General features: G+C 71.7%; 22 protein-coding genes and 1 pseudogene. 12 read left to right on the top strand and 11 right to left on the bottom strand.

Annotated features, from left to right (window positions below):
* The first annotated feature begins 1 nt into the window (after position 1).
* On the top strand, positions 2-322 hold the full coding sequence (locus tag OG521_25035; GenBank protein WUW23858.1) for a multidrug efflux SMR transporter: 321 nt from the start codon (positions 2-4) through the stop codon (positions 320-322).
* Between the two features lie 28 nt (positions 323-350).
* On the opposite strand, the gene OG521_25040 is transcribed toward OG521_25035, so the two are convergent.
* Positions 351-2771: a penicillin-binding protein gene (locus OG521_25040; protein WUW23859.1), complete on the bottom strand. Its 2421-nt coding sequence runs from the start codon at positions 2769-2771 to the stop codon at positions 351-353.
* Between the two features lie 172 nt (positions 2772-2943).
* Between OG521_25040 and OG521_25045 the strand changes: the two genes are divergently transcribed.
* The 4 genes from OG521_25045 to OG521_25060 all read left to right on the top strand — a co-directional run bounded on the left by OG521_25045 (position 2944) and on the right by OG521_25060 (position 6353).
* Complete coding sequence (locus OG521_25045; GenBank protein WUW23860.1) at positions 2944-3744, top strand: ABC-2 family transporter protein; 801 nt, start codon at positions 2944-2946, stop codon at positions 3742-3744.
* Positions 3737-4606: an ABC transporter permease gene (locus OG521_25050; GenBank protein ID WUW23861.1), complete on the top strand. Its 870-nt coding sequence runs from the start codon at positions 3737-3739 to the stop codon at positions 4604-4606. The genes OG521_25045 and OG521_25050 overlap by 8 nt, the downstream gene beginning before the upstream one ends.
* 42 nt (positions 4607-4648) lie before the next feature.
* On the top strand, positions 4649-5623 hold the full coding sequence (locus OG521_25055) for an ATP-binding cassette domain-containing protein (GenBank protein ID WUW23862.1): 975 nt from the start codon (positions 4649-4651) through the stop codon (positions 5621-5623).
* A 61-nt stretch (positions 5624-5684) separates the two neighbouring features.
* The gene (locus tag OG521_25060; GenBank protein WUW26790.1) at positions 5685-6353 is read left to right on the top strand and encodes a DUF1707 domain-containing protein; all 669 of its coding nucleotides are present in this window, start codon (positions 5685-5687) and stop codon (positions 6351-6353) included.
* 28 nt (positions 6354-6381) lie between these two features.
* Here the strand turns inward: OG521_25060 and OG521_25065 are convergent, their stop codons facing one another.
* Positions 6382-7626, bottom strand: coding sequence for an SGNH/GDSL hydrolase family protein (locus tag OG521_25065; protein WUW23863.1), 1245 nt, complete (start codon positions 7624-7626; stop codon positions 6382-6384).
* A gap of 103 nt (positions 7627-7729) precedes the next feature.
* Between OG521_25065 and OG521_25070 the strand changes: the two genes are divergently transcribed.
* Positions 7730-9166, top strand: a complete 1437-nt coding sequence (locus OG521_25070) for a DUF445 domain-containing protein (GenBank protein WUW23864.1) — start codon at positions 7730-7732, stop codon at positions 9164-9166.
* Positions 9167-9325: 159 nt separating this feature from the next.
* Here OG521_25070 and OG521_25075 read toward each other — a convergent pair whose 3' ends face one another.
* Entirely contained in the window at positions 9326-9628 is a 303-nt protein-coding gene (locus tag OG521_25075) for a hypothetical protein (GenBank protein WUW23865.1), read from the bottom strand.
* A gap of 197 nt (positions 9629-9825) precedes the next feature.
* Between OG521_25075 and OG521_25080 the strand changes: the two genes are divergently transcribed.
* The 3 genes from OG521_25080 to OG521_25090 all read left to right on the top strand — a co-directional run bounded on the left by OG521_25080 (position 9826) and on the right by OG521_25090 (position 12563).
* Positions 9826-11337 (top strand): MFS transporter, encoded by a 1512-nt coding sequence (locus OG521_25080; protein ID WUW23866.1) that lies wholly within the window; start codon positions 9826-9828, stop codon positions 11335-11337.
* The gene (locus OG521_25085) at positions 11334-11915 is read left to right on the top strand and encodes a TetR family transcriptional regulator (GenBank protein ID WUW23867.1); all 582 of its coding nucleotides are present in this window, start codon (positions 11334-11336) and stop codon (positions 11913-11915) included. The genes OG521_25080 and OG521_25085 overlap by 4 nt, the downstream gene beginning before the upstream one ends.
* A gap of 75 nt (positions 11916-11990) precedes the next feature.
* A complete protein-coding gene (locus OG521_25090) occupies positions 11991-12563 on the top strand; it encodes a hypothetical protein (GenBank protein WUW23868.1) in 573 nt (190 codons plus the stop codon).
* Here OG521_25090 and OG521_25095 read toward each other — a convergent pair.
* Both OG521_25095 and OG521_25100 read right to left on the bottom strand, forming a co-directional pair.
* Positions 12554-13038 (bottom strand): annotated as a pseudogene (locus OG521_25095) (GNAT family N-acetyltransferase). The gene OG521_25090 and the pseudogene OG521_25095 overlap by 10 nt on opposite strands.
* A gap of 105 nt (positions 13039-13143) precedes the next feature.
* A complete protein-coding gene (locus OG521_25100) occupies positions 13144-14985 on the bottom strand; it encodes a protein kinase (GenBank protein ID WUW23869.1) in 1842 nt (613 codons plus the stop codon).
* A 194-nt stretch (positions 14986-15179) separates the two neighbouring features.
* Between OG521_25100 and OG521_25105 the strand changes: the two genes are divergently transcribed.
* Complete coding sequence (locus OG521_25105) at positions 15180-15764, top strand: GNAT family N-acetyltransferase (protein ID WUW23870.1); 585 nt, start codon at positions 15180-15182, stop codon at positions 15762-15764.
* An 81-nt stretch (positions 15765-15845) separates the two neighbouring features.
* Here the strand turns inward: OG521_25105 and OG521_25110 are convergent, their stop codons facing one another.
* Positions 15846-16781, bottom strand: a complete 936-nt coding sequence (locus OG521_25110) for an oxidoreductase (GenBank protein WUW23871.1) — start codon at positions 16779-16781, stop codon at positions 15846-15848.
* Between the two features lie 97 nt (positions 16782-16878).
* On the opposite strand from OG521_25110, the gene OG521_25115 reads away from it, so the two are divergent.
* Positions 16879-17490 (top strand): TetR family transcriptional regulator, encoded by a 612-nt coding sequence (locus tag OG521_25115; GenBank protein WUW26791.1) that lies wholly within the window; start codon positions 16879-16881, stop codon positions 17488-17490.
* A 43-nt stretch (positions 17491-17533) separates the two neighbouring features.
* Here the strand turns inward: OG521_25115 and OG521_25120 are convergent, their stop codons facing one another.
* Both OG521_25120 and OG521_25125 read right to left on the bottom strand, forming a co-directional pair.
* Positions 17534-18811: an MFS transporter gene (locus tag OG521_25120; GenBank protein WUW23872.1), complete on the bottom strand. Its 1278-nt coding sequence runs from the start codon at positions 18809-18811 to the stop codon at positions 17534-17536.
* Positions 18812-18864: 53 nt separating this feature from the next.
* A complete protein-coding gene (locus OG521_25125; protein WUW23873.1) occupies positions 18865-19035 on the bottom strand; it encodes a hypothetical protein in 171 nt (56 codons plus the stop codon).
* Between the two features lie 31 nt (positions 19036-19066).
* Here OG521_25125 and OG521_25130 point away from each other — a divergent pair, with 31 nt between their 5' ends.
* Positions 19067-19711: a dihydrofolate reductase family protein gene (locus OG521_25130; protein WUW23874.1), complete on the top strand. Its 645-nt coding sequence runs from the start codon at positions 19067-19069 to the stop codon at positions 19709-19711.
* 70 nt (positions 19712-19781) lie between these two features.
* Here OG521_25130 and OG521_25135 read toward each other — a convergent pair whose 3' ends face one another.
* The 3 genes from OG521_25135 to OG521_25145 all read right to left on the bottom strand — a co-directional run bounded on the left by OG521_25135 (position 19782) and on the right by OG521_25145 (position 24646).
* Positions 19782-21455, bottom strand: a complete 1674-nt coding sequence (locus tag OG521_25135) for a cellulase family glycosylhydrolase (GenBank protein ID WUW23875.1) — start codon at positions 21453-21455, stop codon at positions 19782-19784.
* A gap of 196 nt (positions 21456-21651) precedes the next feature.
* Entirely contained in the window at positions 21652-22692 is a 1041-nt protein-coding gene (locus OG521_25140; protein ID WUW23876.1) for a hypothetical protein, read from the bottom strand.
* A gap of 40 nt (positions 22693-22732) precedes the next feature.
* Complete coding sequence (locus OG521_25145; GenBank protein ID WUW23877.1) at positions 22733-24646, bottom strand: DNA/RNA non-specific endonuclease; 1914 nt, start codon at positions 24644-24646, stop codon at positions 22733-22735.
* Positions 24647-24678: the final 32 nt, after the last annotated feature.

Consider the following 24678-nt stretch of genomic DNA (forward strand, 5'->3'; position numbering starts at 1 on the left):
CATGGCGTGGGTTCTGCTGGTGGTCGCTGGTCTGCTGGAAGTGGCCTGGTCGATCGGGATGAAGTACACCGAGGGGTTCACCCGGCTGTGGCCGAGTGTGTTCACCGGTCTGGGGATCGTCGCGAGCATGCTGTTGCTGTCGCATGCGGCGCGGACGCTGCCGATCGGTACGGCGTACGGGGTGTGGGTCGGTATCGGTGCGGCGGGTGCGGCGGTGCTGGGCATGGTGGTGCTGCATGAGCCGGTGACCGCGGCCCGGATCTTCTTCGTGTGTCTGCTGTTGGTGGCTGTGGTGGGGCTGAAGGCGACCTCGGGGCACTGACCCGCGCTGGTCCGTGCCTCGGGGTGGCCTACGGGAGTGCCGGGGCGCGGGTGCCGCGGGCGCCTTCGAGGAAGCCGCCGCCTCCGTTGTCCCCGCCGCCGTTGTCCTGGCCGCCCGTGCCGTCGCCGCCCGTGCCGCCTCCGTCGTCTCCGCCTCCGGTGCCGCCGCCGTCCGTCGCTCCGCCGGTGTCGGTGCCGCCGATGGGGGTGTCGGTGGTGCCGGGGGTGGTCTGCGGGGTGGACGGGGTGGTGGGCGGTGTGCTGGACGGGGTGTTCGGGGGTGTGCTGGAGGGGGCCCGGGAGGGCTGTCCGGTGTCGCCGGTCGCCGTGTCCTCGTCGGTGGGCAGGTCCGTCTCGTCGGTGCCGCTCTCCAGGTCGAGGTCGAACTCCTCGACGGTGGTGCCGCGCAGTGCGGCGCCGGTGTACTGGGCCCAGGTCTGGGCGGGTGCGCCGCCGCCGTTGATGCGGGGCAGGCCGAGTGCTCCGTAGAGGGGTTTCTGGGCGCCGGTGTCGGGGTCCTGGCCCATGACGGAGATGACGGTGGCGAGGCCGGGGGTGTAGCCGGCGAACCAGGCGGCCTTGTCCTCCTCGGCGGTGCCGGTCTTTCCGGCGGCGGGGCGGCCCGCGGCCTGGGCGGCGGTGCCGGTGCCGCCGTCGACGACGCTCCGCAGGATCGAGGTGGTGGTGTCGGCGGCCTCGCGGGTGACGGTCTGCTTGGTCGTGCGGTCGGGGAGTTTGACGCTCTCGCCGTCCTTGGTGACCTTGCCGACGAGGACGTGGGCGCCGTGCTTGCCGTGGTTGGCGAGGGTGGCGTAGGCCTCGGTCATGTCGAGGACGCTGGCGGTGGCGGGGCCGAGGGCGATCGACGGGGAGGCGGTGAGGTCGGGGGTGTTCTTGGGGATGCCGAGGTCGATGGCGGTGCTGCGGACCTTCTCCGGGCCGACGTCCTCGGCCATCTGGGCGTAGACGGCGTTGACGGACTTGTCGGTGGCGGTGCGGACGGTGATGGGGCCGTAGCTGACGTCGTCCTCGTTGGCGGGGTCGTATCCGGTGGGTCCGTCGGGGCCCTGGACCATGCGTTTGTTGGTGCCGTCGTAGACGGTGCTGGGCGTGATGCGGCGGCCGTCCTGGGTGGTGGAGTCGTTGGCGACGGCGGAGGTGAAGACGAACGGTTTGAAGGTGGAGCCGACCTGGTAGTCGCGGCGGGTCGCGTTGTTGACGTACTGCTTGGTGTAGTCGATGCCGCCGTACAGGGCGAGGACGTTGCCGGTGGCGGGGTCGATGGAGGCGCCGCCGACGCGGACGTTGCGGTCGGCCTTGTTCTTCTTGCTGGTCTTGGACATGACGTTGTCGTCGACGGCCTTGACGAGGGCGTCCTGCTTCTTCTTCTCCAGCGTGGTGGTGATGCGGTAGCCGCGGGTGGCGAGGGTCTTCTCGTCGAGGATGTCGTTCTGGACGAGGTAGTCCTCGACGGCCTGGACGAGGTAGCCGCGCTGTCCGGAGAGGCTGTTGGCGGGCTTGACCGGGCCGGGCAGGGGGAAGGTGAGGCGGGCGCGTTCGCCGGCGTCGAGCCATTCCTCCTTCACCATGCCGTCGAGTACGTAGTTCCAGCGGGCGAGGGCCGCGGATTTGTTCTCGGGGTGAGTGATGACGTCGTAGGCGCTCGGGGCGTTGAGCAGGGAGGCGAGGTAGGCGCCTTCGGCGGTGGTGATGTCGCCGATGTCCTTGCTGTAGTAGGCCTGGGCGGCGGCCTGGATGCCGTAGGCGTTGCGGCCGAAGTAGCTGGTGTTGAGGTAGCCCTCGAAGATCTGGTCCTTGGACTCCTCGCGGTTGAGCTTGATCGCGATGAAGAATTCCTTGATCTTGCGTCCGACGGTCTGTTCCTGGCCCAGGTAGTAGTTCTTGACGTACTGCTGGGTGATGGTCGAGCCGCCCTGTTTGCCCTTGCCGGTGAGGGTGTTCCAGCCGGCCCGGAACATCGCCTTGATGTCGACGGCGCGTTCGGAGTAGAAGTCGCGGTCCTCGGCGGCGAGGACGGCGTGCTGGACGGTGCGGGGGACTTGGGCGAGTTTGATGTTCTCCCTGTTCACCTCGCCGTCGCGGGCGATGACGCTGCCGTCCTTGTAGAGGTACACGTTGGACTGGGCGGTGGCGCTGGCGTTGGCGGGCGGGATGTCGACGAGCTGGTAGCCGGCGATGAAGCCGCCGATCAGGACCAGGGCGATGAGCAGGATGCCGCCGAGGACCATGCGCCAGGTGGGCATCGCGCGGCGCCAGCCGGTGCGTTTGGGGCGCTTGGGCTTCTTCTGCTTCTTCTGTTTGTCCGCGCCGGTGGCGTCCGGGGCCGGGGTGCCCTGCTTCGCGGGGGCGGCAGCGTCGGCAGGCAGGTCTCTGGGGGTCCAGCCGCGGGGGGCGGGGTCCCCGTTCTGCTGCTGTGGCTCGTCGCTCATGTCGGTGCAGACTCCTCGGCCGCGGTCAGTTCCCCCATAGTGCACTTTTCTGCGGAATAACCATCGGATCGACCTTCGTAAAGCGGTCGCGGCGGTTGCCCCGGCTGGGCTAGGCTCCTGCGCTTTGGTGTCCACGCGTGGTGGGGCACCCCGATTGCGGGGGGTGGTTGCTGTGCGGCTCTACGCGGTGGTGGCGGCGGGCGGGTTCCGGCGCTATGCCACGTACCGGATCGAGACGGCCGCGGGGGTGTTCACCAACACCGTCTTCGGCTTCATCCTGGCGTACACGTATGCGGCGCTGTGGGACGAGCGTCCGCAGCTCGGCGGATACGACATGTCGCAGGCGCTCACGTATGTGTGGCTGGGCCAGGCGCTTCTGATGACGTGCGTGATGATGGGCGGCGGTTTCGAGAACGAGCTGATCGAGCGGATCCGTACGGGTGATATCGCGGTCGATCTCTACCGGCCTGTTGACCTTCAACTGTGGTGGCTGGCGGGTGACTTGGGTCGGGCGGCGTTTCATCTGCTGGGGCGCGGCATCGTGCCGATGGTCCTCGGTTCGCTCGCGTTCGATCTGGTGATGCCCGCGTCGCCGGGGACCTGGGTGGCGTTCCTGGTCGCGGTGGCGCTGGGTGTCGTGGTGAGTTTCGCGCTCCGCTATCTGGTCGCGCTGTCGGCGTTCTGGCTGATGGACGGGGCGGGAGTGGCGCAGATGTCGTTCCTGGCGGGGATGTTCTTCTCGGGGATGCTGCTGCCGCTGAATCTGTTCCCGGGGCTGCTGGGTGAGGTGGCGCGGGCGCTGCCGTGGTCGGCGCTGCTCCAGGTGCCGGCCGATGTGTTCCTCGGCAAGCACACGGGCTGGGGCCTGGTGCGGGTGTACGCGTTCCAGGCGGGCTGGGCGCTGGTGCTGCTGCTGGCGGGGCGGTTGGTGCAGTCGGTGGCGACGCGGAGGGTGGTGGTCCAGGGTGGCTGAGGTGGTGGACGCGGTCGTGGGGGACGCGCCCGATGCGGTGTTCGTTCCCCGGTCGCGGGTGGTCGAGGGGGTCCGGGCGTACGGGCTGATCGTCGCGATGTGGCTGCGCTCGACGATGGCGTACCGGGCTTCGTTCGTGATGATGGCGCTCGGGAACTTCGCGGCGACGGCGTTCGACTTCGTCACGATCGTGCTGATGTTCTCGCACGTGGATGTGCTGGGCGGGTTCACGCTGCCGGAGATCGCCCTGTTGTACGGGTCGGCGGGTACGGCGTTCGGGCTGGCGGATCTGCTGATGGGGTCGATGGACCGGCTGGGCCAGCGGGTGCGGGACGGCACGCTGGACACGTTGCTGGTGCGGCCGGTCCCGGTGATCGCGCAGGTGGCGGCGGACCGGTTCGCGCTGCGCAGGCTGGGGCGGGTGTCCCAGGGGCTGCTGGTGTTCGGCTATGCGCTGGTGACGCTGGACATCGAGTGGACCGTGGCGAAGGTGGTGCTGGTGCCGCTGATGGTGCTGAGCGGGGCGGCGATCTTCTCGGCGGTGTTCGTGGCCGGCGGGGCGTTCCAGTTCGTCGCGCAGGATGCCTCGCAGGTGCAGAACTCCTTTACGTACGGAGGGGCGACGCTGCTCCAGTACCCGCCGTCGGTTTTCGCGACGGATCTGGTGCGCGGGGTGACGTTCGTCGTGCCGCTGGCTTTCGTGAACTGGCTGCCTTGTCTGTATGTGCTGGGCCGGGACTATCCGTTGGGGCTGCCGGACTGGGTGGCGTTCCTGTCGCCGCTGGTGGCGGGCGTGTGCTGGGTGGGTGCCGGTCTGGCGTGGCGGGCGGGGCTGAGGGCGTACCGGAGCACGGGAAGTTGACGGAGTGACGGGCGAGAAGGGGCGTGAAGGGGTGTGAAGGGTATGGATACGGACTTCATCGAGCTCGACGGTGTCGAGAAGGTCTTCGACGTCCGCCGCAGGACGGGTTTCCTGCGCAGCGAACGCCGCGAGGTGCGGGCTGTCGACGGGATCAGTTTCCGGGTGGCACGCGGTGAGATGGTCGGCTACATCGGCCCGAACGGGGCGGGGAAGTCGACGACGATCAAGATGCTGACCGGCATTCTCACGCCGAGCGGCGGTTCGCTGCGGGTGGCGGGCATCGATCCGTCCCGGGAGCGTACGAGGCTGGCGCAGCGGATCGGGGTGGTCTTCGGGCAGCGCACCACGCTGTGGTGGGACCTGCCGCTGCGTGACTCGTACCGGCTGGTCCACCGGATGTACCGGATTCCCGATGCCCGCTTCCGCGCCAACATGGACCGCTGCATCGAACTCCTGGACCTGGCGGAGCTGTTGGACGTGCCGGTGCGGCAGCTGTCGCTCGGGCAGCGGATGCGTGGCGACATCGCGGCGGCGCTGCTGCACGATCCGGAGGTGCTGTACCTGGACGAGCCGACGATCGGCCTCGATGTGGTGTCCAAGGCCAAGGTCCGTGGATTCCTGCGGGACTTGAACGCGGAGCGCGGTACGACGGTGCTGCTCACCACGCACGACCTGACCGACATCGAGCAGCTGTGCAAGCGGGTGATGGTGATCGACCACGGCCGTCTGATGTACGACGGTGCGCTCGCGGGGCTGCATGAGGTGGGCGAGAGCGAGCGGATGCTCGTGGTGGATCTGGAGCGTGAACTCCCGCCGATCCGGCTGGAGTCGGAGTCCTCGGTGCGCACGGTGAAGGTGGAGGGGGTGCGGCAGTGGCTGGCGTTCCCGGCGTCGGCTTCGGCGGCCCCGCTGGTGGCCCGGATCGCCGCGGACTACCCGCTGGTGGATCTGTCGGTGCGGGAGCCGGACATCGAGGCGGTCATCGCGAAGATGTACGCGTCGGCCACCGGTCTTTGAATCGGTGACGGGAGCGGACGCGTTCAATAGGCTGCACGGTATGACAAGCGAACTTCCGGATATGCGCGCCTCCGATGCCGAACGTGAACGGATCGCCGAGGTCCTGCGCGAGGCGGTGGCCGAGGGCCGGCTGCGGATGGAGGAGTTCGAGACGCGGCTCGACGCGGCCTACAAGGCCCGTACGCACGGTGAGCTCGAACCGCTGGTCCGCGATCTGCCCGCCCCCGGTGGTGCCCCGGTGGCCCCGGTCGTCGCGGGGCAGCCCCGGACGGGGTCGATGGCCCGCTGGCCGGACCGGATCGGCAAGCCGGCCACGTCGAAGGGCGGCTTCGCGCTCTGGGGCGGGTTCCGGCGTCAGGGGAACTGGACCATCGGCCGGGTGTTCACCGCGTTCGCGATGTGGGGCGGCGGCAACATCGATCTGCGCGAGGCGAATTTCGAGTCCGGTGAGGTGGTCATCCGCTGCTTCACGATCATGGGTGGCATTCATGTGACGGTCCCCCCGGACCTGAACGTGGACGTGCGTGGCTTCGGCATCATGGGCGGCTTCGGCGAGCACTCGAAGGACGCCGGGGTTCCCGCACCGGATGCTCCCCGGGTGCGGATCACCGGCTTCGCGCTGATGGGCGGTGTCGGTGTGTGGCAGAAGCGGAGCAAGGCCGAGAAGCAGCGGCTGCGGGACGCGGAGCGTGAGCGTCCGCGGCTGGAGAAGGGCGACGGCGACCGTTAGGGCCTTCGCTCCCGCTCGCCGCCCCCGCTCACAGCGCGTCCGACGACGGCTGGGCGCGCAGCAGGTCGGCCACGTCGGGCAGGGAGCCCAGGCGCTGGTAGCCGGCGTCGGTCAGGTGCAGGTGGTCGCCCGAGTCGTAGGCGGGCAGCAGCCGGTCCGGCAGGGACGGGTCGCGGACCGCGCGGTCGAAGTCGAGGACCTGGTCGAAGACACCGCCCGCCCGGATCGTCTCGTTGACCGCGGTGCGTACGGCGTTCCGGGCGGGGGTCCAGTTGCGATGGCCCTCGTACGGCATCAGGGTCGCGCCGATGACCCGCAGCCCGCGGGCGTGCGCGCGCTGGGTCAGGGCGCGCAGGGCGTCCGTGATCCTGGCCGGGTCCGTCTCCTGGGGGGAGGCCTGGACGTCGTTGATGCCGAGGGCGATGACGACGGTCTTCACCCCGGTGACGCCCAGGACGTCGCGGTCGAAGCGGCTGAGGGCGCGCGGGCCGATGCCGTCGCGCAGGATGCGGTTGCCGGCGATGCCCTGGTTCACGACCGCGTACCGGCCGTGCAGCCGGTCGGCGAGGACGTCGGGCCAGCGGCTGTTCGCGTCGGTGGTGGAGCCGCTGCCCGCGGTGAGGGAGTCGCCGATCGCGACGAGGGTTCCGGTGGAGGTCTCGCCCCGCACGTCCACGGCGGTGAGGTAGCGCCAGTCGGCGGTGCTCCAGGTGCCGTCCGGGTCCTCGGTGTACGAGGTCTGGTGGCTGCCGGGGTGGAGGGTGACGGGGCCCCGGGCGGTGGGGGTGCGCAGGGTGACGACGAGATCGGCGTCGGCGACGACCGGGACGACGACGGGGTCGCTGACGATCTGCCGGCCGGCGGCGACGGTGACGGAGGGGGCGCCGCGGAACGTCACCGGGCGGGTGTTCACGGTGGCGTGGTCGATGAGGAGCGGATGCGTACCGAAGAGGTTGGAGAGGGTGATCCGGGCCTCGGTGCCGCCGATGCTGGTGTGCACGACGTTACGGATGGTGCGCAGGCTCGGGTCGGTGCCCCGGTCCGGGTCGAGTTCCCCGCGGACGGGTGCCGCGGCCCAGGTGGCGAGCCAGAGACCGGTGGAGTGGGCGGGCGCTGCGGGCGTCCGGGCCACGCCCTGCGGGGCGGTGGTGGCAGCCGCCTTCGCCCGGGGCCCGGAGAACAGCAGCGAGCCCGCGAACGCCACGACGGCGGCGAGCGCGGCGGTGCCCGCCACGAGGGCTATGAGCAGGGTGTACCCCTGGCGCCTGGGCATGGACGGTGTGTCTCCTCGTTCGTTCGTTCGTGGACCGGTTCCCATGATGCGGCAGGGCGCGGGGAACTCGACGTGCGGCCCGGGAGTAGGTCAGGCAGGGACAATGCGTACGGGGCGCCGGGGGCGCTGGGCACGCGGACGGGTGGAGCGGATGGAACGGATCGAAGGCACCGGACCGGACGAGCGGAGCGCCGGCACGGGCGCGCCCCCGGGCGGGGGTGCGGGCGGGCGTGGGAGCCCGGTGGCGGGTGTCCGGCGCCCGGGCGCCTCCCTCGCCTCGTTCGCGTACACGGCGGCGGACGAGGAGAAGCGTCGTGGCGTACGCCGTATGAAGACCACGGCCACCGGCCTCCTTCTGCTGGTCGCGCTGGTGTACGTCCTCGCCACCTGGGCGAAGAACGAGGGGGTGAGCGGCTGGCCGGGCTTCGTCGCGGCGGCCGCCGAGGCGGGAATGGTGGGTGCGCTGGCCGACTGGTTCGCCGTCACTGCCCTCTTCAAGCGTCCGCTCGGCCTGCCGATTCCGCACACCGCCATCATTCCCACCAAGAAGGACCAGCTGGGGGCCTCCCTCGGTTCCTTCGTCGGGGAGAACTTTCTGTCGGGCGATGTCGTCCGCGACCGCATCCACTCCCTGGCCATCGGCGGCCGGCTCGGCGCGTGGCTCGCGGAGCCGGAACACGCGGACCGGGTGACGGCGGAGCTGTCGACCGCGCTGCGTGGCGCGCTGACCGTCCTGCGCGACTCCGACGTGCAGGCCGTGGTCGGTGAGGCGATCACCCGGCGGGCGAACGCGGCGGAGGTCGGCCCCGGTCTCGGGAAGATGCTGGAGAAGGTCGTCGCGGACGGCGGCCACCGCAAGGTGGTGGACCTGGTCTGCGCCCGGGCCCACGACTGGCTGGTGGAGCACAACGACTCGGTGATGGACGCGGTGCAGGGCGGGGCGCCGGGCTGGACCCCGCGGTTCGTCGACAAGCGGGTGGGCGAGCGGGTCTACAAGGAGCTGCTGCGGTTCGTCACCGAGATGCGCGACATGCCGGGCCATCCGGCGCGCGGCTCGATCGACACGTTCCTGACGGACTTCGCGGCCGATCTCCAGACGGACTCGGAGACCCGGGCCCGGGTGGAGCGGCTGAAGTCGGAGATCCTGGGGCGCGGCGAGGTCCAGGACGTGATCGCGTCCGCGTGGTCGTCGGTGCGGCAGATGGTGATCGCGGCGGCGGAGGACGAGCGGAGCGAGCTGCGGCTGCGCGCCCGTGCCTCTCTGATGGCGCTGGGTGCCCGGCTGGCGACGGACGGGCGGCTCCAGGCGAAGCTGGAGGGCTGGCTGGAGGACGCGGCCGTCTACGTCGTCACGACGTACCGGGCGGAGATCACGTCGTTGATCAGCGACACGGTGGCCGGCTGGGACGCGGACCAGACGTCGAAGAAGATCGAGGCGCACATCGGCCGTGACCTGCAGTTCATCCGGATCAACGGCACGGTGGTCGGCGCGCTGGCCGGTCTGCTGATCTACTCGGTGTCGCGGGCGTTCGGGGCGTAGGGGGCCGGGTGCGTGTCCGCCCTGTCGATTCGTTCGGACACGCACCCGGGTTACGCGGGGGAGTACCCATCCATACGGGGCCTGCCCCGCCCGCGTTCACCGCGGGGGGAAGAAACTTCCGCCGGGCGGCCGGGGCGGCGCGGCGGACGGAGCTCCCGTTCAGGCGGCGCGGCGGGTGACCGCCCAGGACGCGGCGGCCACGGTGCCGGCCACGGTGAAGACGGCGGGCCAGGCGCCGACCTTCTTCGCCAGCGGGTGCGAGCCCGCGAAGGCGGCCACGTACGCGGTGGTCAGGGCGACGGCGGCACGCGGTCCGGCCTGCCGGTTCCACTCGTACGCCGCGACACCGCCCGCGGCGGCGAGAGCGACCCCGCCCAGCGGACGCTTCCTGGTCCACCGTGCGACGGCGTAGCCGCCGACCAGTCCGCCCGCCGCCACCGCCGCTGCCGGAACCTTCGCCATCGCAGCCACCTCAGCTTTCTCGTGGATATCGCCGTACGCGCGGCGCATCGCCCGTACCGGCCCTCGGATCCGAGGCTAACGCGGCCTTTCGACGACACGTCGCCGAGGGGGTGCACAAGCGTTTACCCTGGGGGTGAACAGACGTGCACCCCTTGTCGGCGTGCACCCCGTCGCCGCCGAGCACCGTACGGAGAACCATGCCCGCGGACATACCGGTCCCAGCCACCCCAGCGGCCCCCGAGGTCCGGGCCCCGCACCCCCGCTTCGCCGTCGGCGTGCTGGCCTTCTGCGGGGTCGTGGTCGCCGTCATGCAGACGATCGTCGTCCCGCTGCTGCCGCACATCCCCGAGCTGACCGGCGCCACCCCCGCGGCCGCGAGCTGGCTGGTCACCGTCACCCTCCTCACCGGCGCGGTCTTCACCCCGGTCCTCGGCCGGGTCGGCGACATGTACGGCAAGCGCCGGGTGCTCGTGGCCTCGCTCGGGGTGCTGGTCGTGGGCTCCGTGCTCTGCGCGGTCAGCTCCCACATCGGGGTGCTGATCACCGGCCGCGCCCTTCAGGGCGCCGCGATCGCCGTCGTGCCCCTGGGCATCAGCATCCTGCGCGACGAACTGCCGCCCGAGCGGGTGCTGTCGGCCGTCGCCCTGATGAGCTCGACGCTCGGGATCGGCGCCGCCATCGGCCTGCCGGTCGCGGCGCTCGTCGTGGAGAACTTCGACTGGCACACGATGTTCTGGGTCTCCGGAGTGATCGGCATCGTCGACATCGTGCTGGTGCTGGCGTGCGTACCGGAGTCCCCGCTGCGCAGCCGCGGCCGCTTCGACGCGATCGGGGCCCTGGGCCTGTCGGTCGCCCTCGTCTGCCTCCTGCTCGCCGTCACCCAGGGCGCCGACTGGGGCTGGGGATCGAGCCGCACGGTCGGCCTGCTCGTGACCGCGGTGGTGGTGGCACTGCTCTGGGGCGCGTACGAGCTCCGCGTGAGCACCCCCATGGTCGACCTGCGGGTCTCGGCGCGCCCGGCCGTCCTGCTCACCAACGTCGCGGCCCTGCTGATCGGCTTCGCGTTCTACGCGAACTCGCTGGTCACCGCCCAGATGGTGCAGGAGCCGAAGGCCACGGGGTACGGGCTCGGCGCCTCCCTCGTCGTCAGCGGACTGTGCCTGCTGCCCGGCGGCCTGGCGATGGTGGCGCTGTCGCCCGTCTCGGCCCGGATCTCGGCCAAGCACGGTCCCAAGGTGAGCCTCGCGCTCGCGGCCGGGATCATCGCCGTCGGCTACGGGGTGCGGTACTTCACCAGCCACAGCCTGTGGCTGATCGTCGCGGGCGCCACGGTCGTCGCCTCCGGCACGGCTATCGCCTACTCGGCGCTGCCCGCGCTCGTGATGCGGGGCGTCCCGGTCAGCGAGACCGGGGCGGCCAACGGCCTGAACACCCTCATGCGCTCCATCGGGCAGGCCTTCTGCAGCGCGACCGTCGCCGCGGTGCTGGCCAACATCACCTTCCAGGCGGGCGGCAGGACCGCCCCGACGCTCCACGCGTACCAGCTGGTCTTCGTGATCGCGGCGGGCGCGGCCCTCGCGGCCCTCGTCGTCACGCTGTTCCTGCCGGGCCACAAGCCCGCCGGGGCGGGTACGGTCGGAGAGAACCGCAAGGCACCGGCGACCCGCGAGGCGGGTGTGCGGGCGGCAGGAATCCAGGAGGGCGCATGACCGGCGGCCAGGCCATCGCGACGGCCCCCGACCCCGCGGCGGCGGGCGGCACCGGCCGGTCCGCGATCCTGCGCGCGGCGCGCCGGGCGTTCACCCAGCGCCCGTACGCCGAGGTGACGATCCGCAGCATCGCGGCCGACGCGGGGGTGAGCCCGTCCCTGGTGGTCAAGCACTTCGGCCGCAAGGAGGAACTCTTCAACACGGTGGCCGACTTCGGCCCGGCCGCCGCGGAGCTCTTCGACGCCCCGCTCGACGTCCTGGGCCGCCACATGGTCGTCACGCTGGTGACCCACCGCCGCGAGCGCCAGTCCGACCCGCTGCTGCGCGTCGTGTTCTCCCTCGGCAACCAGGACGAACGCTCGCTGCTGCGCGACCGGTTCCACGAACAGGTCACCGACGCCCTGACCGCCCGGCTCCCCGGCCACGACCGCGCCCTGCGCGCCGAACTCCTGGCCGGCCACCTCCTGGGCCTCGGCGCGACCCTCGGCCTCCACCGCGAGGGCGCGGGTGCCCAGGCCACCCCGGAGCGCATCGCCGACCTGTACGCGCCCGCGCTCCAGAAGCTGATCACCGGCTGACCTCTGGCCGGTCTTCCGCTCGCCGCCGTGACGGCGCGCGATATGGTCTGGGCCAGCCGACGAGGGGGGCCTCACATGTCTGTCCGTATCCGCACGCGCGCCCGGAGGAATGCTGCCGTGCTGGCGGTGGCGGCCGCGCTGGTGGCGTCCCTGAGCGCCTGTTCGCAGGCGGCCACTTCGGACGGGCCCGGGGGCGATGTGCCGTACGTGGCCCCGTCGACGGACGCCTCGGCGGCGAACGACGCGATCGAGCGTGCCGAGGCCGATGCGAAGGCGTCGGCGGCGGCCTCGGAGGCGGTCGAGGCGCAGGCGGACCTGGAGACGGCCGCCAAGCGGCCGGAGGAGGTGCGCGACGCCTTCGCCGGACTGCAGGCCACGCTCGACGACACCTGCACCCCGGGCGCGGGGGACTGCGCCTACTTCCTGGGCCGGGTGCACGAGGAACTGACCGGCCTGGACCGGGCGATGAAGGTGGACGACGGGCGCCCGAACCACTTCAAGGAGCCCCTGGGGTGGCTGAGCACGCTGTGGACCGGGCTGGCGGGTGACATCTCGACCGCCAACCTGGAGAAGCACTTCGACGACCTGACCGGCACGCGGGACCGCATCAACACCTGGATGCAGGGCCACCCGGAGGACTACCGCTGACGGGTGTCCCCCGCAGTCGCCGTGCCGAGCTCCAGCTCCGCGACGACCTGGTCGCCGCTCGTCTCACCGGTCGTACGGAAGCCGAGTTTCCGGTAGAACTCCTCGGGCCCGTGCGCTCCGGGGACGTAGGTGACGGTCGTCCGCGGTGTCCCGCGCCGGCGCAGCTCGTCGTTCACGGCCCCGACGGCGAACCGCCCGTATCCGCGCCCCTGTTGCGCGGCGGCGATGTTCAGCCGCCAGAGTCCGGACCGCAGCGGGTCGCCGGGCCGGTCCGGGGCGAAGCGCACGCCGAGGAAGGCCATGACGAAGCCGACGAGCGTCTCACCGTGTCGGGGCTGGTGCAGGCCTGGGCCAGCGACCAGGCGGCGGGCTTCACGAGTCCGTTCTGATCGGGCCGGACGGTGAGTGCGCAGGCCGCCTCGACGTTGTCGGACGTGACCGGCACGAGCCGGAGCGATGGGGACGATGAGGACATTCCCGCAAGCTGCCTTCCGGCAGGCCGGGAACCGCAACCGCATTCCACCACCCGGCCCTTGCGGCGGCCCGCCGCAGGGCAGGCCGCCGCACGGCAACTCCAGTCTCAGCCAGTCGCGTTGCGCCAGACGGTCAGGTCGATCGTCATGTAGTCACTGGGCGAGTCCTCGGGGGAGTGGCCCTGGTACGTGAGGAGCGCCAGGTGCCCCGTGCCGGTCGTGATGCAGACCTGCCGTCCCTTGGAGAGCTTGTCCACGTAGATGTTGCTGGTGAACCGGGTGTCCGAGCGGCAGGTCTCCAACGATCCCTCCTGGCCCGGGTCGAGCAGGACGAGGCGCCCGCCCTCCGCCTCGGCGTCGAGGTAGCCGCCGGTGTCGTAGGACAGTTCGTACCCACTGTCCTCGCCGTCCTGCGGGCGGACGTCCTCGTCCCCGAGGGTCAGGTGGTAGCCGGCGGTGAGATTGATGCCCGGGTAGTCGGCCGGCTTCGGATCGGCCTTGGCGGAGGGCTTCGGGTCGGTCGCGGTGTCCGTGCTCTCGTCATCCGCACCCGGTGACGAACTGCCTTCCTTGGGTGTGCTGTTGTCCTTGGGCGACTCGTTGCTCTGCGACTTCTTCCCGTCGTCCTTGAGCAGGAAGTACGCCGTCCCGCCGCCCGCGATGCCGAGGACGAGCGCGGCGGCGATGACGATGGCGGCGATCCGGCCGCCGCGGCCCTTCGCGGGCTGCGGCGTCGGGCCCGGCCCCTGGGGCGGGCGGTGACCGGGGTACGTCTGGTCCTGCGCCGGGTACCCGGTGGGGAACTGCGTCGGGGCGTGGACCTGCGCCTGGGAGACCGGCTGGTACGGCTGGGCGGGGTGGTGAGCGGGGTGAGCGGGCTGCGTGGGATGCGCCGCCTGGCTCTGGACGGGCGGGGGCGTGACCGGCGGGCCGTACCCCGGGGGCGGCGTGCTCGGGGCCACCGGAGTCGTGGGCGAGTACGCCGCCGGGGCGGCGGCCGGGGGCGGCGGGGTCTGCACCGGGGCGGGCGCGGCCGCGCGGACCGTGATGTCGGCGGCGACCGGGCTCGGCAGCCAGTCCTCCGGGCGGCGCAGCACCGTTTCCGCGTTCGCGGTCTGGCACAGCGTGATGACCTCGGCGACCGAGGGCCTGGCCTCCGGGTCCTTGGACAGGCACCGGCCGACGAGCTCCATCAGCCGTTCCGGGACGCCGCTGAGGTCCGGCTCCTCGTGGACGATCCGGTAGAGCACCCCGTGCGAGGTCCCCTCGCCGAAGGCCGGTGAGCCCGTGGCCGCGTAGGCCGCGACCTGGCCGAGCGCGAAGATGTCGGTGGCCGGGGTGACCCGGCGCCCCGCGGCCTGCTCCGGCGCCATGAACGACGGGGTGCCGATGGTGACGCCGCTGCCGGTGAGCGACGTCGCGTCGGCCGCGTACGCGATGCCGAAGTCGATGACGCGCGGCCCGTCCGCTGCGAGGAGCACGTTCGACGGCTTGAGGTCGCGGTGCACGATGCCCGCGCCGTGGATGACGTGCAGCGCCTCCGCCATGCCGGCGATCAGCAGCAGCACCGCCTCGACCGGCAGCGCCCCGTGCGCGGCGACCGCGTCGGCGAGCGAGGGCCCCGGCACGTACGCGGTGGCGAGCCACGGCTGCGCACCGTTGGTGTCGGCGTCGATGACCGGCGCGGTGAACAGCCCCTGCACGCGCTGCGCGGACTGCACCTCCTGCGCGAACCGCCGCCGGAACTCGGGGTCCTCGCCGAACTCGGGCCGGATCACCTTGATGGCGACGGGCCGTCCGCCGGGGGTGTACGACAGGTACACCTTGCCCATACCGCCCGCGCCGAGCTTGGCGGCGAGACGGTATCCGGCGATGGTGGCCGGGTCGTCCGCCGCCAGTGGCTGGAAGACCTGCGAGGCGCCGCCCCGGTTTGGCTGCTGACCGCTCATGAACTCGTGTCTCCCCCGAAGAACGCTGCTGTCGAAACGGCACCTTATCCAAATCCGGCGGGGCGGAGGACGAGCATGGGGGCGCGCATGCGGGCGGGCGCACGGGAGGGGCGCGGCGCGCGCGTGCCGGACCTCCCTCCGCCCGTCCGGCCCGTCCGGCCCCTCCCCGGCGGGCGTCTGTGAGAATGCCCGTCATGCCGTCCCTGGTTGGCCCCTCGATCCCTGCCGGCACACCGGCCGCCACCGGCCATCCCGCCCTGCCCGTAGGGGAGGAGGCGCTGCTGCGCCCATGGCTCCGCACCGATGCCGCGGCGGTCCTGGAGGCCTTCCGTGATCCGGCGATCCAGCGCCGGCATGTGCGCAGAGCGGATTCCGTGGCCGAGGCGGAGGAGTGGATCGCTGCCTGGCAGGCGGAGTGGACGGCCGGGACCGGCGCCCACTGGGCGCTCGTCGATGCGGCGGACGGCGGCACACTGCTGGGCCGGGTCGCCCTGAAGGCCTTCGACCTCCAGGACGGCACGGCCGAAATCGCCTACTGGACCGTGCCGTTGGCGCGCGGCCGGGGGCTGTGCCCGAGCGCGGTCACGGTGGTGACGCAGTGGGCGATGGACGCGTGGGGCTTCCACCGGATCGCCCTGGAGCACGCCACCGCCAACCACGCGTCGTGCCGGGTGGCGGAGAAGGCGGGCTTCGCCGTGGAGGGCGTCCGGCGCTCGGCGTGGCTGCAGGCGGACGGCCGCCACGACGTGCATCTGCACGCCCGGGTCCGGACGGACTGACCGCCGTGCATCTGCCTGCCCGGGGCCCGACGGGCTGACCGCCCGCACCGCCATGGGGGAGGGCGCGGGCAGCCGAACCGTTCAGACGGATGCGGGGAACGCGAACCGCACGCCCGTCGCCCGCTCCGACAGTTCCCACAGCCGCTGACCGGTCGCGGCGTCCGCCGCCCCGGCGGACAGCTCCACCCGGGTCGGCCCGCCCCGCAGTTCGCCCATCCCGTCCGGCCCGATGAACTCGCCGCCCCGCGCACTCGGATCCGTCGCCGCGTACAGCTGGGACAGGGCGCCCCGGTCCGGGCTCTGGGCGAGCGGTGTGAGGACGCGGCCGAACAGCAGCTTCACCAGGGCGACGGGCCCCTCGGTCTGCAGCCCGGTGGCGGCGTAACCGGGGTGGGCGAGCAGGCTGCGCACCGGGCTGCCGGCCGCGGTCAGCCGACGGTGGAGTTCGTGGCCGAAGACGGCGTTGGCGAGCTTGGACTGGTTGTAGAAACCCATCGGCGTGTACCGGCGCTCGCCCGTGAGGTCGTCGAAGTGGATCCGGGCCTTGCGGTGATTGGCCGAACTCACCGTGACGACACGGGGATCGCTCCCGGCGCCCAGCAGGTCGAGCAGCAGCCCGGTGAGGGCGAAGTGGCCGAGGTGGTTGGACGCGAACTGCACCTCGTGGCCCTGGGGGCTCAGGGTCCGGGGCGGCGCCATCACTCCGGCGTTGTTGACGAGCACGTCCAGCCGCCCGCGGTCGGCGTGCAGCCGGTCGGCGAAGGACCGTACGGAGTCGAGGTCGGCCAGGTCGAGCCGGCGCACCTCAAGACGCGCGTCCGGCTGCCCGGCGGTGAGGTCCGCGACCGCGCGGCGGCCCTTCTCCTCGTCGCGCACGGCGAGGATCACATGCCCGCCGCGCCGGGCGAGGGCCCGGGTGGTGGCCAGCCCGAGGCCGCTGTTGGCCCCGGTGACGACGATCACGCGCCCGGTCTGGTCCGGGATCTGCTCGGAAGTCCAGCGTTGCTGCGGTGTCATACGACACAGGCTGCCTCTGACGGCATCAAGTGTCAACGTGGCACTTGGTGTCATTAAAGGCATGCAATACCCTGGGGTGGTGAGCAGCCGCCCCGACATGACCATGGCCCAGCGCAAGCGCCGGCTCGTCTCCGACGAACTGACGGAAGCGGCCCTCCAACTGCTGGCCCGGAAGGGGTTCGACGCCGTCACGGTCGACGAGATCGTGGTCGCCGCCGGCGTCTCCAAGCGGACGTTCTTCCGCTACTTCGCGTCCAAGGAGGACGTGGTCGTCCAGTTCCTGGCCGACATGGGCACCGGCATCCGCGCCGAGCTCGCGACGCGCCCCGCCGCGGAACCGCCCTCCGTCGCGCTGCTGCGGGCGGTGTGGGTGCCCCTCGGTGAATGCGCCGACCACGGGGACCGGGCGCTGCGCGTGGTCCGGCTGATCCTGCGGACCCCCGCCCTGCTCGCGCGCTTCCTGGAACGCCAGGCGCAGTGGCGCGACGACCTGGCGCAGGAGGTGGCGCAGCGGCTGGGGCTCGACGCCGGCGCGGACTTCTATCCCAGGATGGCGGCGGGCATGGCGCTGAACGCGTTCGACGCCGTACTGCACCGCTGGAGCACCGGCAACGGTGCCGAGTCACCGGCCGCCCTGCTCGACCAGGCCTTCGAGGTGATCGCCCCGGCGCTGGACGCCGGGACGACGGCCCGCAGCGACCAGCCCTGAACTGACCCGAAGGGGCTCGGCACCGTGTCCCCGGCCGTGGACGTCAGGTCGTACGGCTCCGGCCGGTATCGGCCTCGGCCTCGGTGCCGCCCCCGTCCGGTACGCCCTTGCCCTCCGCCGGCTCCCGGCGCGGCAGGAGCAGCGGGGTCGCCAGCATGAGCAGGCCGGCGACGCCGATCGCCGTGCGCGGGCCGGTGAGCGCGGCCAGCGGCCCCCAGAGCGCGGTCAGGAGGGCGACGGTCGCCTTGCTGCTGACCGACCAGGCGGACAGGGTGCGGGCGACGCGGCCCGTGTCCGTGTGCTCCAGCCGGTACGTGGCGAACACCGGGTTGAAGACGCCCATGGACGTGATCAGCCCGAGCTCGACCACCATGACGGTGAGCAGGCCCACCGTGCCCGGCCCGACGAAGACCAGTCCCACCAGCCAGCAGGCCCGCAGCCACCCGGTGAAGAGCATCACCCGGTGCCGGCCGAACCGGGTGACCAGGCCGCCCGCCATGCGGGAGCCGATCAGGCCGCCGATGCAGGGCGCGGCGAAGCCGAGGGCGTACTGCCAGGGCGCGAAGCCGAGGTCGCTCAGCATGAGGACGGCGAGCACCGGCGCGGTCGCCATGATCAGACCGCTGGTCAGGACCGTGTTGAAGAACAGCGGGCGGAGCGCCGGGTCGGTGAGGATGTGGCGCCAGCCGTCGAGCAGATCACCGGCCCGCAGCCGAGGCCGCTCCCCGCTGCCGGGCGGTGGCTCCTTGCCGCCGATCGCCCGGAGCCCCAGGGCCGAGAGCAGATAGCTGACCGCGTCGGCCAGCACCGTGATCACCGGCCCGAACATGCCGATCGCGGCCCCGCCCAGCGGCGGCCCCAGCATGGTGGCGGTCCAGGACGTGGACTCGAACCGCCCGTTGGCGGTGACCAGGTCCCGCGAGGGCACGAGCGATTTCAGATACGCGTCCGCGGCCGCGCCGAAGGTGATGTCGGCGGACGCGACGACAACGGACACGACCAGCAACTGGACGAAGCCGAGCAGATCGAGCGCGTACGCGACGGGGACGGTCAGCAGCGCCCCGAAGCGGATGAGGTCCATCGCCATCATCACGGGCCGTTTGCGGCGGAGGTCGACCCACGGGCCGAGCGGGATCGCGATCACGGCGCCGACGGCCAGCCCGGCGGCGGCCAGGACCGACACCGCCGTCGGCCCGGAGTGGAGCACCAGGATCGCCATCAGGGGGAACGCGTCGAACGCGAGCCGCGTGCCGAAGGTGCTGACCGAGTACGCGGCCCACAGCCACCCGAACCGGCGGCCCAGCGACGGTCTGCCTCCCATGGCGGGTGCCCCTTCGCTGCCGTGCTCGTACCCTCTGACGTCGGTCAGGGATATCAGAGCCGGCAGGGCTCCGGCCACTCGCGGGGGCGCCGGAAGATCGCGTAGCCGCAGGCCGGGGAGGGGTACGTACCACCGGCACCGGCTGAGGCCCGGCCCCGTCGCCCGGCGCCGGGGGCGGTCATCGGCGTGGCGGCGATGACTTTCAGCGGGGTCAGCAGTCTCATCAGGGTCAACAACCACAGGAGGAGGACGCACGTGGCACAGCTGCTGCGAGTGCAGAACTTCACGGTGTCGAGCGACGGATTCGGCGCCGGCGAGGGCCAGAGCCCGGAGCGGCCGTTCGGGCACGCCGACCCCGGGGCCCTGATGTCCTGGGCCGGTGCCACGGCGAGCTGGCCCAACCGCACCGACCCCGGAGGGAGCCGCGGCCTCGACGACTACTTCACCCGGGACTTCACGCACAACATCGGCGCCGAGATCATGGGCCGCAACAAGTTCAGCCCGCACCGCGGAGCCTGGAAGGACCACGAGTGGCGTGGCTGGTGGGGCGACGAACCGCCGTTCCACACCCCGGTCTTCGTGATGACCCACCACACGCGCCCTTCGTTCACCCTCTCCGACACCACGTTCCACTTCGTCGACGACGAGCCCGCCGCGGTCCTCGCCACGGCACGGGAGGCGGCGCAGGGCAAGGACGTCCGGCTCGGGGGCGGGGCGACCACCGTCCGGGAGTTCCTCGACGCCGATCTCGTCGACACCCTGCACGTGGTGGTCGCACCGGTGAAGCTCGGCTCCGGGGTTCGGCTCTGGGAGTCGCCCGACGATCTGCTCGACCGGTTCCACCTGGACGTCGTGCCCAGCCCGAGCGGTGTGACGCACCACCTGTTCTGGCGGCGCTGAATCACGCACACCGGCCGGCGTCACGGGCGCCGTGCCCGGCCCGGCGGTCTCCGCCGGGCCGGGCCGGGCCTCAGGCGGCGGCGCAGGCGCCACCGCTGAGGGTGAACGCGCTCGGCGCGGCGTTCGTACCGCTGCGACCGGCGGTGAATCCGACGGTGACCGAGCCCTTCGCGGCGATCGACGAGGTGTACGAGGCGGGCGCGACGCTCACCGCACCGCCGTTCTGCGTGGGGATTCCGCCCCACATGTTGCTGACGGTCTGGCCGTTTGCGAAGGCGAAGCCCAGCGTCCAGCCGTCGATGACGGTGGTGCCGGTGTTGCGGATGGTGATCTCGCCCTGGAAGCCGCCCGGCCACTCGCCGACGACCCGGTAGCCGACGGAGCAGCTCGCGCCCGGCGTGCTGCCGCCCTCGTCCGTGGTGACGCCCACCGTGGCCGAGCGCGCCGAACGGTTCCCGGCGGCGTCGCGCGCGTACACCGCGAACGTGTAGGCGGTGCCGGCGCCGAGTCCGGTGACGGTGACGCCGGTGGTGGCGGAGGAGGCGACGGCCGTCTCCGTGGTGCCGTCGACGCGGACGACGTCGTAGCCGGTGACGGCAACGTTGTCGGAGGCCGCGGTCCAGCCGAGCGTGGCGGAGGTGTCCGTCACCGCGGAGGCGGTCGGGGCGCCGGGCGCGGTCGGGGCCTCGGTGTCCTCCGTGGCGCCGCCGTAGACGGTGGCCTCGCGGGAGGTCTGGGCGATGCCGTCGGCGCCGTGGAAGATGCGCTCACCCCAGGAACTGAGCTGCGTGGGGTCGAAGCCGATCGTCAGGTCGAGGATCGGGTCCGTGTTGCCGCTCCAGGACCAGGCGATGTAACCGAGCTTCAGCTGCTCGGCGGTGGCCATCATGGTGTCCTCGTCGGGGTCGCCGTACTGGTCGGCGGGGCCTCCGAACTCACCGATGACCAGGGGCAGTCCGGCGTCCACGAACGCGTTCAGGTAGTCGGTGACCTTCTGCGCGGTGTTGTAGACGCTGTACATGTGGATCGAGAAGATCAGGTTGCCGGTGGCGTCGGCGTCGTAGACGGCCTGGGCGTTGTCCCGCATGACGCCCTGCCAGTCCTGGCCCCAGTTGGGCGCGTCCACCATGATCGTGTGCGCGAATCCGGCGGCGCGCAGCTTCTGGATCGCGGCGGTCGTGGGTGCGGTCCAGCCGGCCGGGTCGGTGTTGCCCCAGGGCTCGTTGCCGATATTGATGACGACGTAGTCCTCCTGACCGGCGAGGACGTCCTTCAGGCTGATCCAGTAGTCGGCGGCGTGATCCAGTGTGCCGGCGGCGGCGTCCTCCCCGTACCCCGTGGTGTCGTGCACCTCCAGTACGCAGATGAGCCGGTTGGCCTTGCACTGGGCGATGACGGCGGCCACGTCGTCCGGGCTGTTCCTGCTCCAGCGGAACCCGTCGGAGAGCACGACGCGGACGGTGTTGGCGCCGGTCGCCTTGATGTCGGCCAGCGACTGGGTCTCGCCGGGGTACCAGGTGTGGGCGTGGTTGACCCCGCGCATGACGAAGTCGTTGCCGTTGCCCTCCAGCAGGCGGCCGTCGCTGATGTGCAGTCCGGTGGCGGCGGGAGTTGCTGGTGCGGCCTGGGCCGGGGCGAGGCTGCCGAGGGCGAGGAGGCCGAGGAGGGTGACCAGGGCGGTCAGGAGAGCGGTGACGGGATGCTTGCGCGCTGGGTTCTTCTGCGTGCTTCTTGCTGTTCTCACTGCGGCTCCAGGGGTGGGCGAGTCGGGAAGCTGAGCATCGACAGACGTTCCATGACCTTGTGGGAGCGCTCCCACGGTTACGCGCTCCTATGAAGCCATTTAGTCAGGGGCACGTCAATACATTGCGCAGCGGCATCGCCTGCGGCTCGCGGCCGAGGCGGGGGCATGAGACGCCTGGCGGCTTCCGGCGTACTGGTTACTGGACCAGTTCGATGTGGGGGTGGTCCGGGGATGCCGGACACGCGTGCAGTTGGAGGGTGTGGCCGCCGGCGATGTCGATCATCGTGAAGTTCGCCGGAGGGTAGCCCGAGGGGAGGGGCGTGGGATCGGTTCGCTCTTCCTCCGGCGCCCAGCTGCTGCTGCCGTGGTTCCACTCGGTGGTGGCGATCGTCAGGAGCGGGAGCGTCGCGGTGCCGCATGTGGGGCAAGGGCGGGGAGTCGGGTCGGTGAGGCCCCAGGTGGACCAGCCGCCGGCCTTCCAGCCGGGGGCGTAGGAGAGTTCGTCGCGGTAGAGATCCTGGGGGGTGACCGCGTCCGAGCTGTCCCGGGCCGGTCCGGCGTCCTGCCACTGGCTCGGGTCGCCCAGCCGCTGTCGCAGCTCCTTGTCCAGCTCCATGGCGTGGGGATATTCCGTGATCTGCTCGGGTGAGAGCAAGCACGGCTCCGGGAGATAGCCCTGGGACTGGGTTGCGGCTGGTTCCGGGGGCATGTCGAGTACGTCGGTGACAGTGGCGGCGGAGCGCCGGAAGAGGGCGGTGCGGGGGTGGGCCGGGTGGTTGAAGGGGCACCACAGGACCTGGAGGAGGTCGGCGTCGGCAGGGCCGGCCGCCAGGAGGACGTCTCGGGCGTAGAGCTGTGCGACGGGGAGCATGGGGATGGGGCCCTCGGGCCAGGGGCGGCCCTGGAGGATCTGCTTCTCGGCGGCCCGTTCCTCGGGCGTGGGACGTGAGGCCGGGCGGCCGAGGTGCCGCCGGCTCGCGATCGCTGCGTGGATGCGGCGCAGGAGGCGGATGTCGTCCGGGGAGAGAACCCGGCGGGTCGCGCCTCTTTCGTGCGGGTACGCGCAGTGCGGCCACGGCTCGTCGGCGGGCCAGAGGAGCGGCCCGCCGACGGAGCTGTCGTGCACGGTCGGCGACCCGGGCCGGGGGTGCAACCGGGTCGCCGTGCGCGCCAGCGGGGCCAGCTGAGGGACTGCCGCGGTGACGTCCAGAGGCCGCGGAGGGGTGGTGAAACTCATGCCGGCTCCCGAGGGCGTGATCAGGGTGAACGAAAGGCGATCAGTTCCCGAGGTTGTGCTGACCACCGGTCTGGGTGTTGGCGATGTAGACGGCGGGGAACAACTGCTCCACCGAACCGTCCTCGCGCTGGATCTCCGCGCTCATCGTAACGCCCACCGGAATCGTGCTGTCGGGGCTCAGGTAGGTGGGCGTCACCTGGTAGAGGATCGCGTCGTCCTCGCTGAACGAGGCCTCTCGCACTTCGTCCCGGACCTGCTCCTCGTGCTCCCACATGCTTCCCGCGCCGGTGTTCATCCCGGCATGCCAGCAGGGAGTGAGGTTCTGCGAGATCCGGCCGCCGAGGATGTTGGCGATGAGGTGGCAGCGGGACTGCAGTTCGGTGAGGTTGTGCGTAGTGGCGTAGTCGGCCGCGTCCTGCCAGCCGGTGATGTCTCCGCCCGCCGGACTGCCCGGTCCGAGCTGCTTGCCCAGACAGGCGGTGGCCGTGGTCGGCCGGAGGCCCGCCGCGCTCGTCTGGTCGTTCTTTCTGACGTGCGGGACGGCTTCGGTGGTGTTGAGGATCCATCCGTTGCCGGACGGGCGCGCACCCTGCGGTGAGATCCCCAGGCACTCGGCGTGCGAGCCGTCGATCGAGGCCGTGAGTCCCAGCTTGAACTGGTCGGCGTCGATGACGCGCTGGCTCGCGAAGCCGTCTGCGAGCTGACCGTCGGCGAAGTCCTGGTCGGCCGAAGCGACATGGGCGCGTACGCAGCGCTGGGAGGTGTCTGTGTCCGCGCCGCCGCCGAGCTCGAAGATTACCCAGCCGGCGGTGCCGTAGTGAGGGATGAGCTCGGCGCACTTCGCGCCGTCGGTCCCGCCCTCCTTGACCTCGGCAAACGGGAACTGGGTACAGGTGTCGGTCGGTATGAGGTCGCTCGCGTCCGCGAACGGTTTCGAGGACCCGGCTCCGCAGGTGCTGCTCCTACGGTCGGCGATGCCGCTTGTCGACCGCGTCATCGGGGTGTTGAGACCCCAGCGGTCGGTGAGGTTCCGCTGGGCCCACAGATAGGCCGCCACCGCGGCGCCCCGGTCCGATCCCTGTGTGCTCATGGGCAGCTCGGCCATGAACGACGGGACGGCGCACCCCGCCACCGACGAGCCGCCGACCGCGTCGTCGCACCTGATCTGCCGCGCGTTCTTCCACGAGGCGTTCGGGTCGGTCGCCGTCGCACCCGGGGACGTCACGTACATCGCGTACGCCGTGAGGAAGGAGGAGGAAGAGCCCGCCGTCTGGGGCGAGGAGTACGTGACGGTGCCGGTGAGGGACTTTCCGACGACGAGGTCACTCTTGTACCAGGGCGCGGTCTTGGTGGCCGTGCAGCCGGCGTCGCAGGAGGCGCGGACCTTGGCGTCCAGGGCGGTGACATCGCCCTCGGCGCCGGTCATCGTGACGGTGACCGTTTCGCTCCAGGTCGTGGCGGTCGCGGAGAGGTCGCCGCCGGCGGAGACCTCCAGGGTGCCGCGCCCGATCTCGACACCGTTGTTGTTGCGCAGGATGTACGTGACGACGATGCCGGTCACGCAGTACGAGAAGCGCTCGTAGCTGTAGATACCGGGGTTGGTGATGTCGCAGCTTCCGGTGTCGCCGGCGGTGGCGGTGGCGGCGACGCGGCTCTGTGCCTTCGCGGGGGCGGGAGCGACGGTCACGCAGGATTCGACGGCGCCCGCGCGGCGCTCCTTCGAGCCGGGCGCGGTGGCGGTGCACTCCTCACCGGAGCGGGTCGCGAGCGCGTCGGTCCCGTTGCTGGTGCCGGCGGCCTTCGTGGCCGACGACGTGGTCGCCGTGGACGACTGCGGCTGGGCCGCCTGGCCCGTGACGGCTGTCGTGAGGACGAGCGTCAGGGCGGTGAGACCGGTCAGGACCGCTGAGCGGGCGCGTCTTCTCGGGGCGCGCCCGGTGCGTATCGCATGCATGGAGGCAGGAACTTTCCGTGAAAGGAGGGAGG

The organism is Streptomyces sp. NBC_01463, assembly GCA_036227345.1.
GTDB lineage: Bacteria > Actinomycetota > Actinomycetes > Streptomycetales > Streptomycetaceae > Streptomyces.

Bases quoted from the DNA above. Each gene is read 5' to 3' on its own strand.
- OG521_25145 (WUW23877.1), bottom strand. From the start codon at position 24,646: ATGCATGCGATACGCACCGGGCGCGCCCCGAGAAGACGCGCCCGCTCA.
- OG521_25040 (WUW23859.1), bottom strand. From the start codon at position 2,771: ATGAGCGACGAGCCACAGCAGCAGAACGGGGACCCCGCCCCCCGCGGC.
- OG521_25080 (WUW23866.1), top strand. From the start codon at position 9,826: ATGCCCGCGGACATACCGGTCCCAGCCACCCCAGCGGCCCCCGAGGTC.
- OG521_25110 (WUW23871.1), bottom strand. From the start codon at position 16,781: ATGACACCGCAGCAACGCTGGACTTCCGAGCAGATCCCGGACCAGACC.
- OG521_25070 (WUW23864.1), top strand. From the start codon at position 7,730: ATGCGTACGGGGCGCCGGGGGCGCTGGGCACGCGGACGGGTGGAGCGG.
- OG521_25140 (WUW23876.1), bottom strand. From the start codon at position 22,692: ATGAGTTTCACCACCCCTCCGCGGCCTCTGGACGTCACCGCGGCAGTC.
- OG521_25125 (WUW23873.1), bottom strand. From the start codon at position 19,035: ATGAGACTGCTGACCCCGCTGAAAGTCATCGCCGCCACGCCGATGACC.
- OG521_25115 (WUW26791.1), top strand. From the start codon at position 16,879: ATGACCATGGCCCAGCGCAAGCGCCGGCTCGTCTCCGACGAACTGACG.
- OG521_25065 (WUW23863.1), bottom strand. From the start codon at position 7,626: ATGCCCAGGCGCCAGGGGTACACCCTGCTCATAGCCCTCGTGGCGGGC.
- OG521_25055 (WUW23862.1), top strand. From the start codon at position 4,649: ATGGATACGGACTTCATCGAGCTCGACGGTGTCGAGAAGGTCTTCGAC.
- OG521_25090 (WUW23868.1), top strand. From the start codon at position 11,991: ATGTCTGTCCGTATCCGCACGCGCGCCCGGAGGAATGCTGCCGTGCTG.
- OG521_25100 (WUW23869.1), bottom strand. From the start codon at position 14,985: ATGAGCGGTCAGCAGCCAAACCGGGGCGGCGCCTCGCAGGTCTTCCAG.
- OG521_25060 (WUW26790.1), top strand. From the start codon at position 5,685: ATGCGCGCCTCCGATGCCGAACGTGAACGGATCGCCGAGGTCCTGCGC.
- OG521_25075 (WUW23865.1), bottom strand. From the start codon at position 9,628: ATGGCGAAGGTTCCGGCAGCGGCGGTGGCGGCGGGCGGACTGGTCGGC.
- OG521_25085 (WUW23867.1), top strand. From the start codon at position 11,334: ATGACCGGCGGCCAGGCCATCGCGACGGCCCCCGACCCCGCGGCGGCG.
- OG521_25120 (WUW23872.1), bottom strand. From the start codon at position 18,811: ATGGGAGGCAGACCGTCGCTGGGCCGCCGGTTCGGGTGGCTGTGGGCC.
- OG521_25035 (WUW23858.1), top strand. From the start codon at position 2: ATGGCGTGGGTTCTGCTGGTGGTCGCTGGTCTGCTGGAAGTGGCCTGG.
- OG521_25105 (WUW23870.1), top strand. From the start codon at position 15,180: ATGCCGTCCCTGGTTGGCCCCTCGATCCCTGCCGGCACACCGGCCGCC.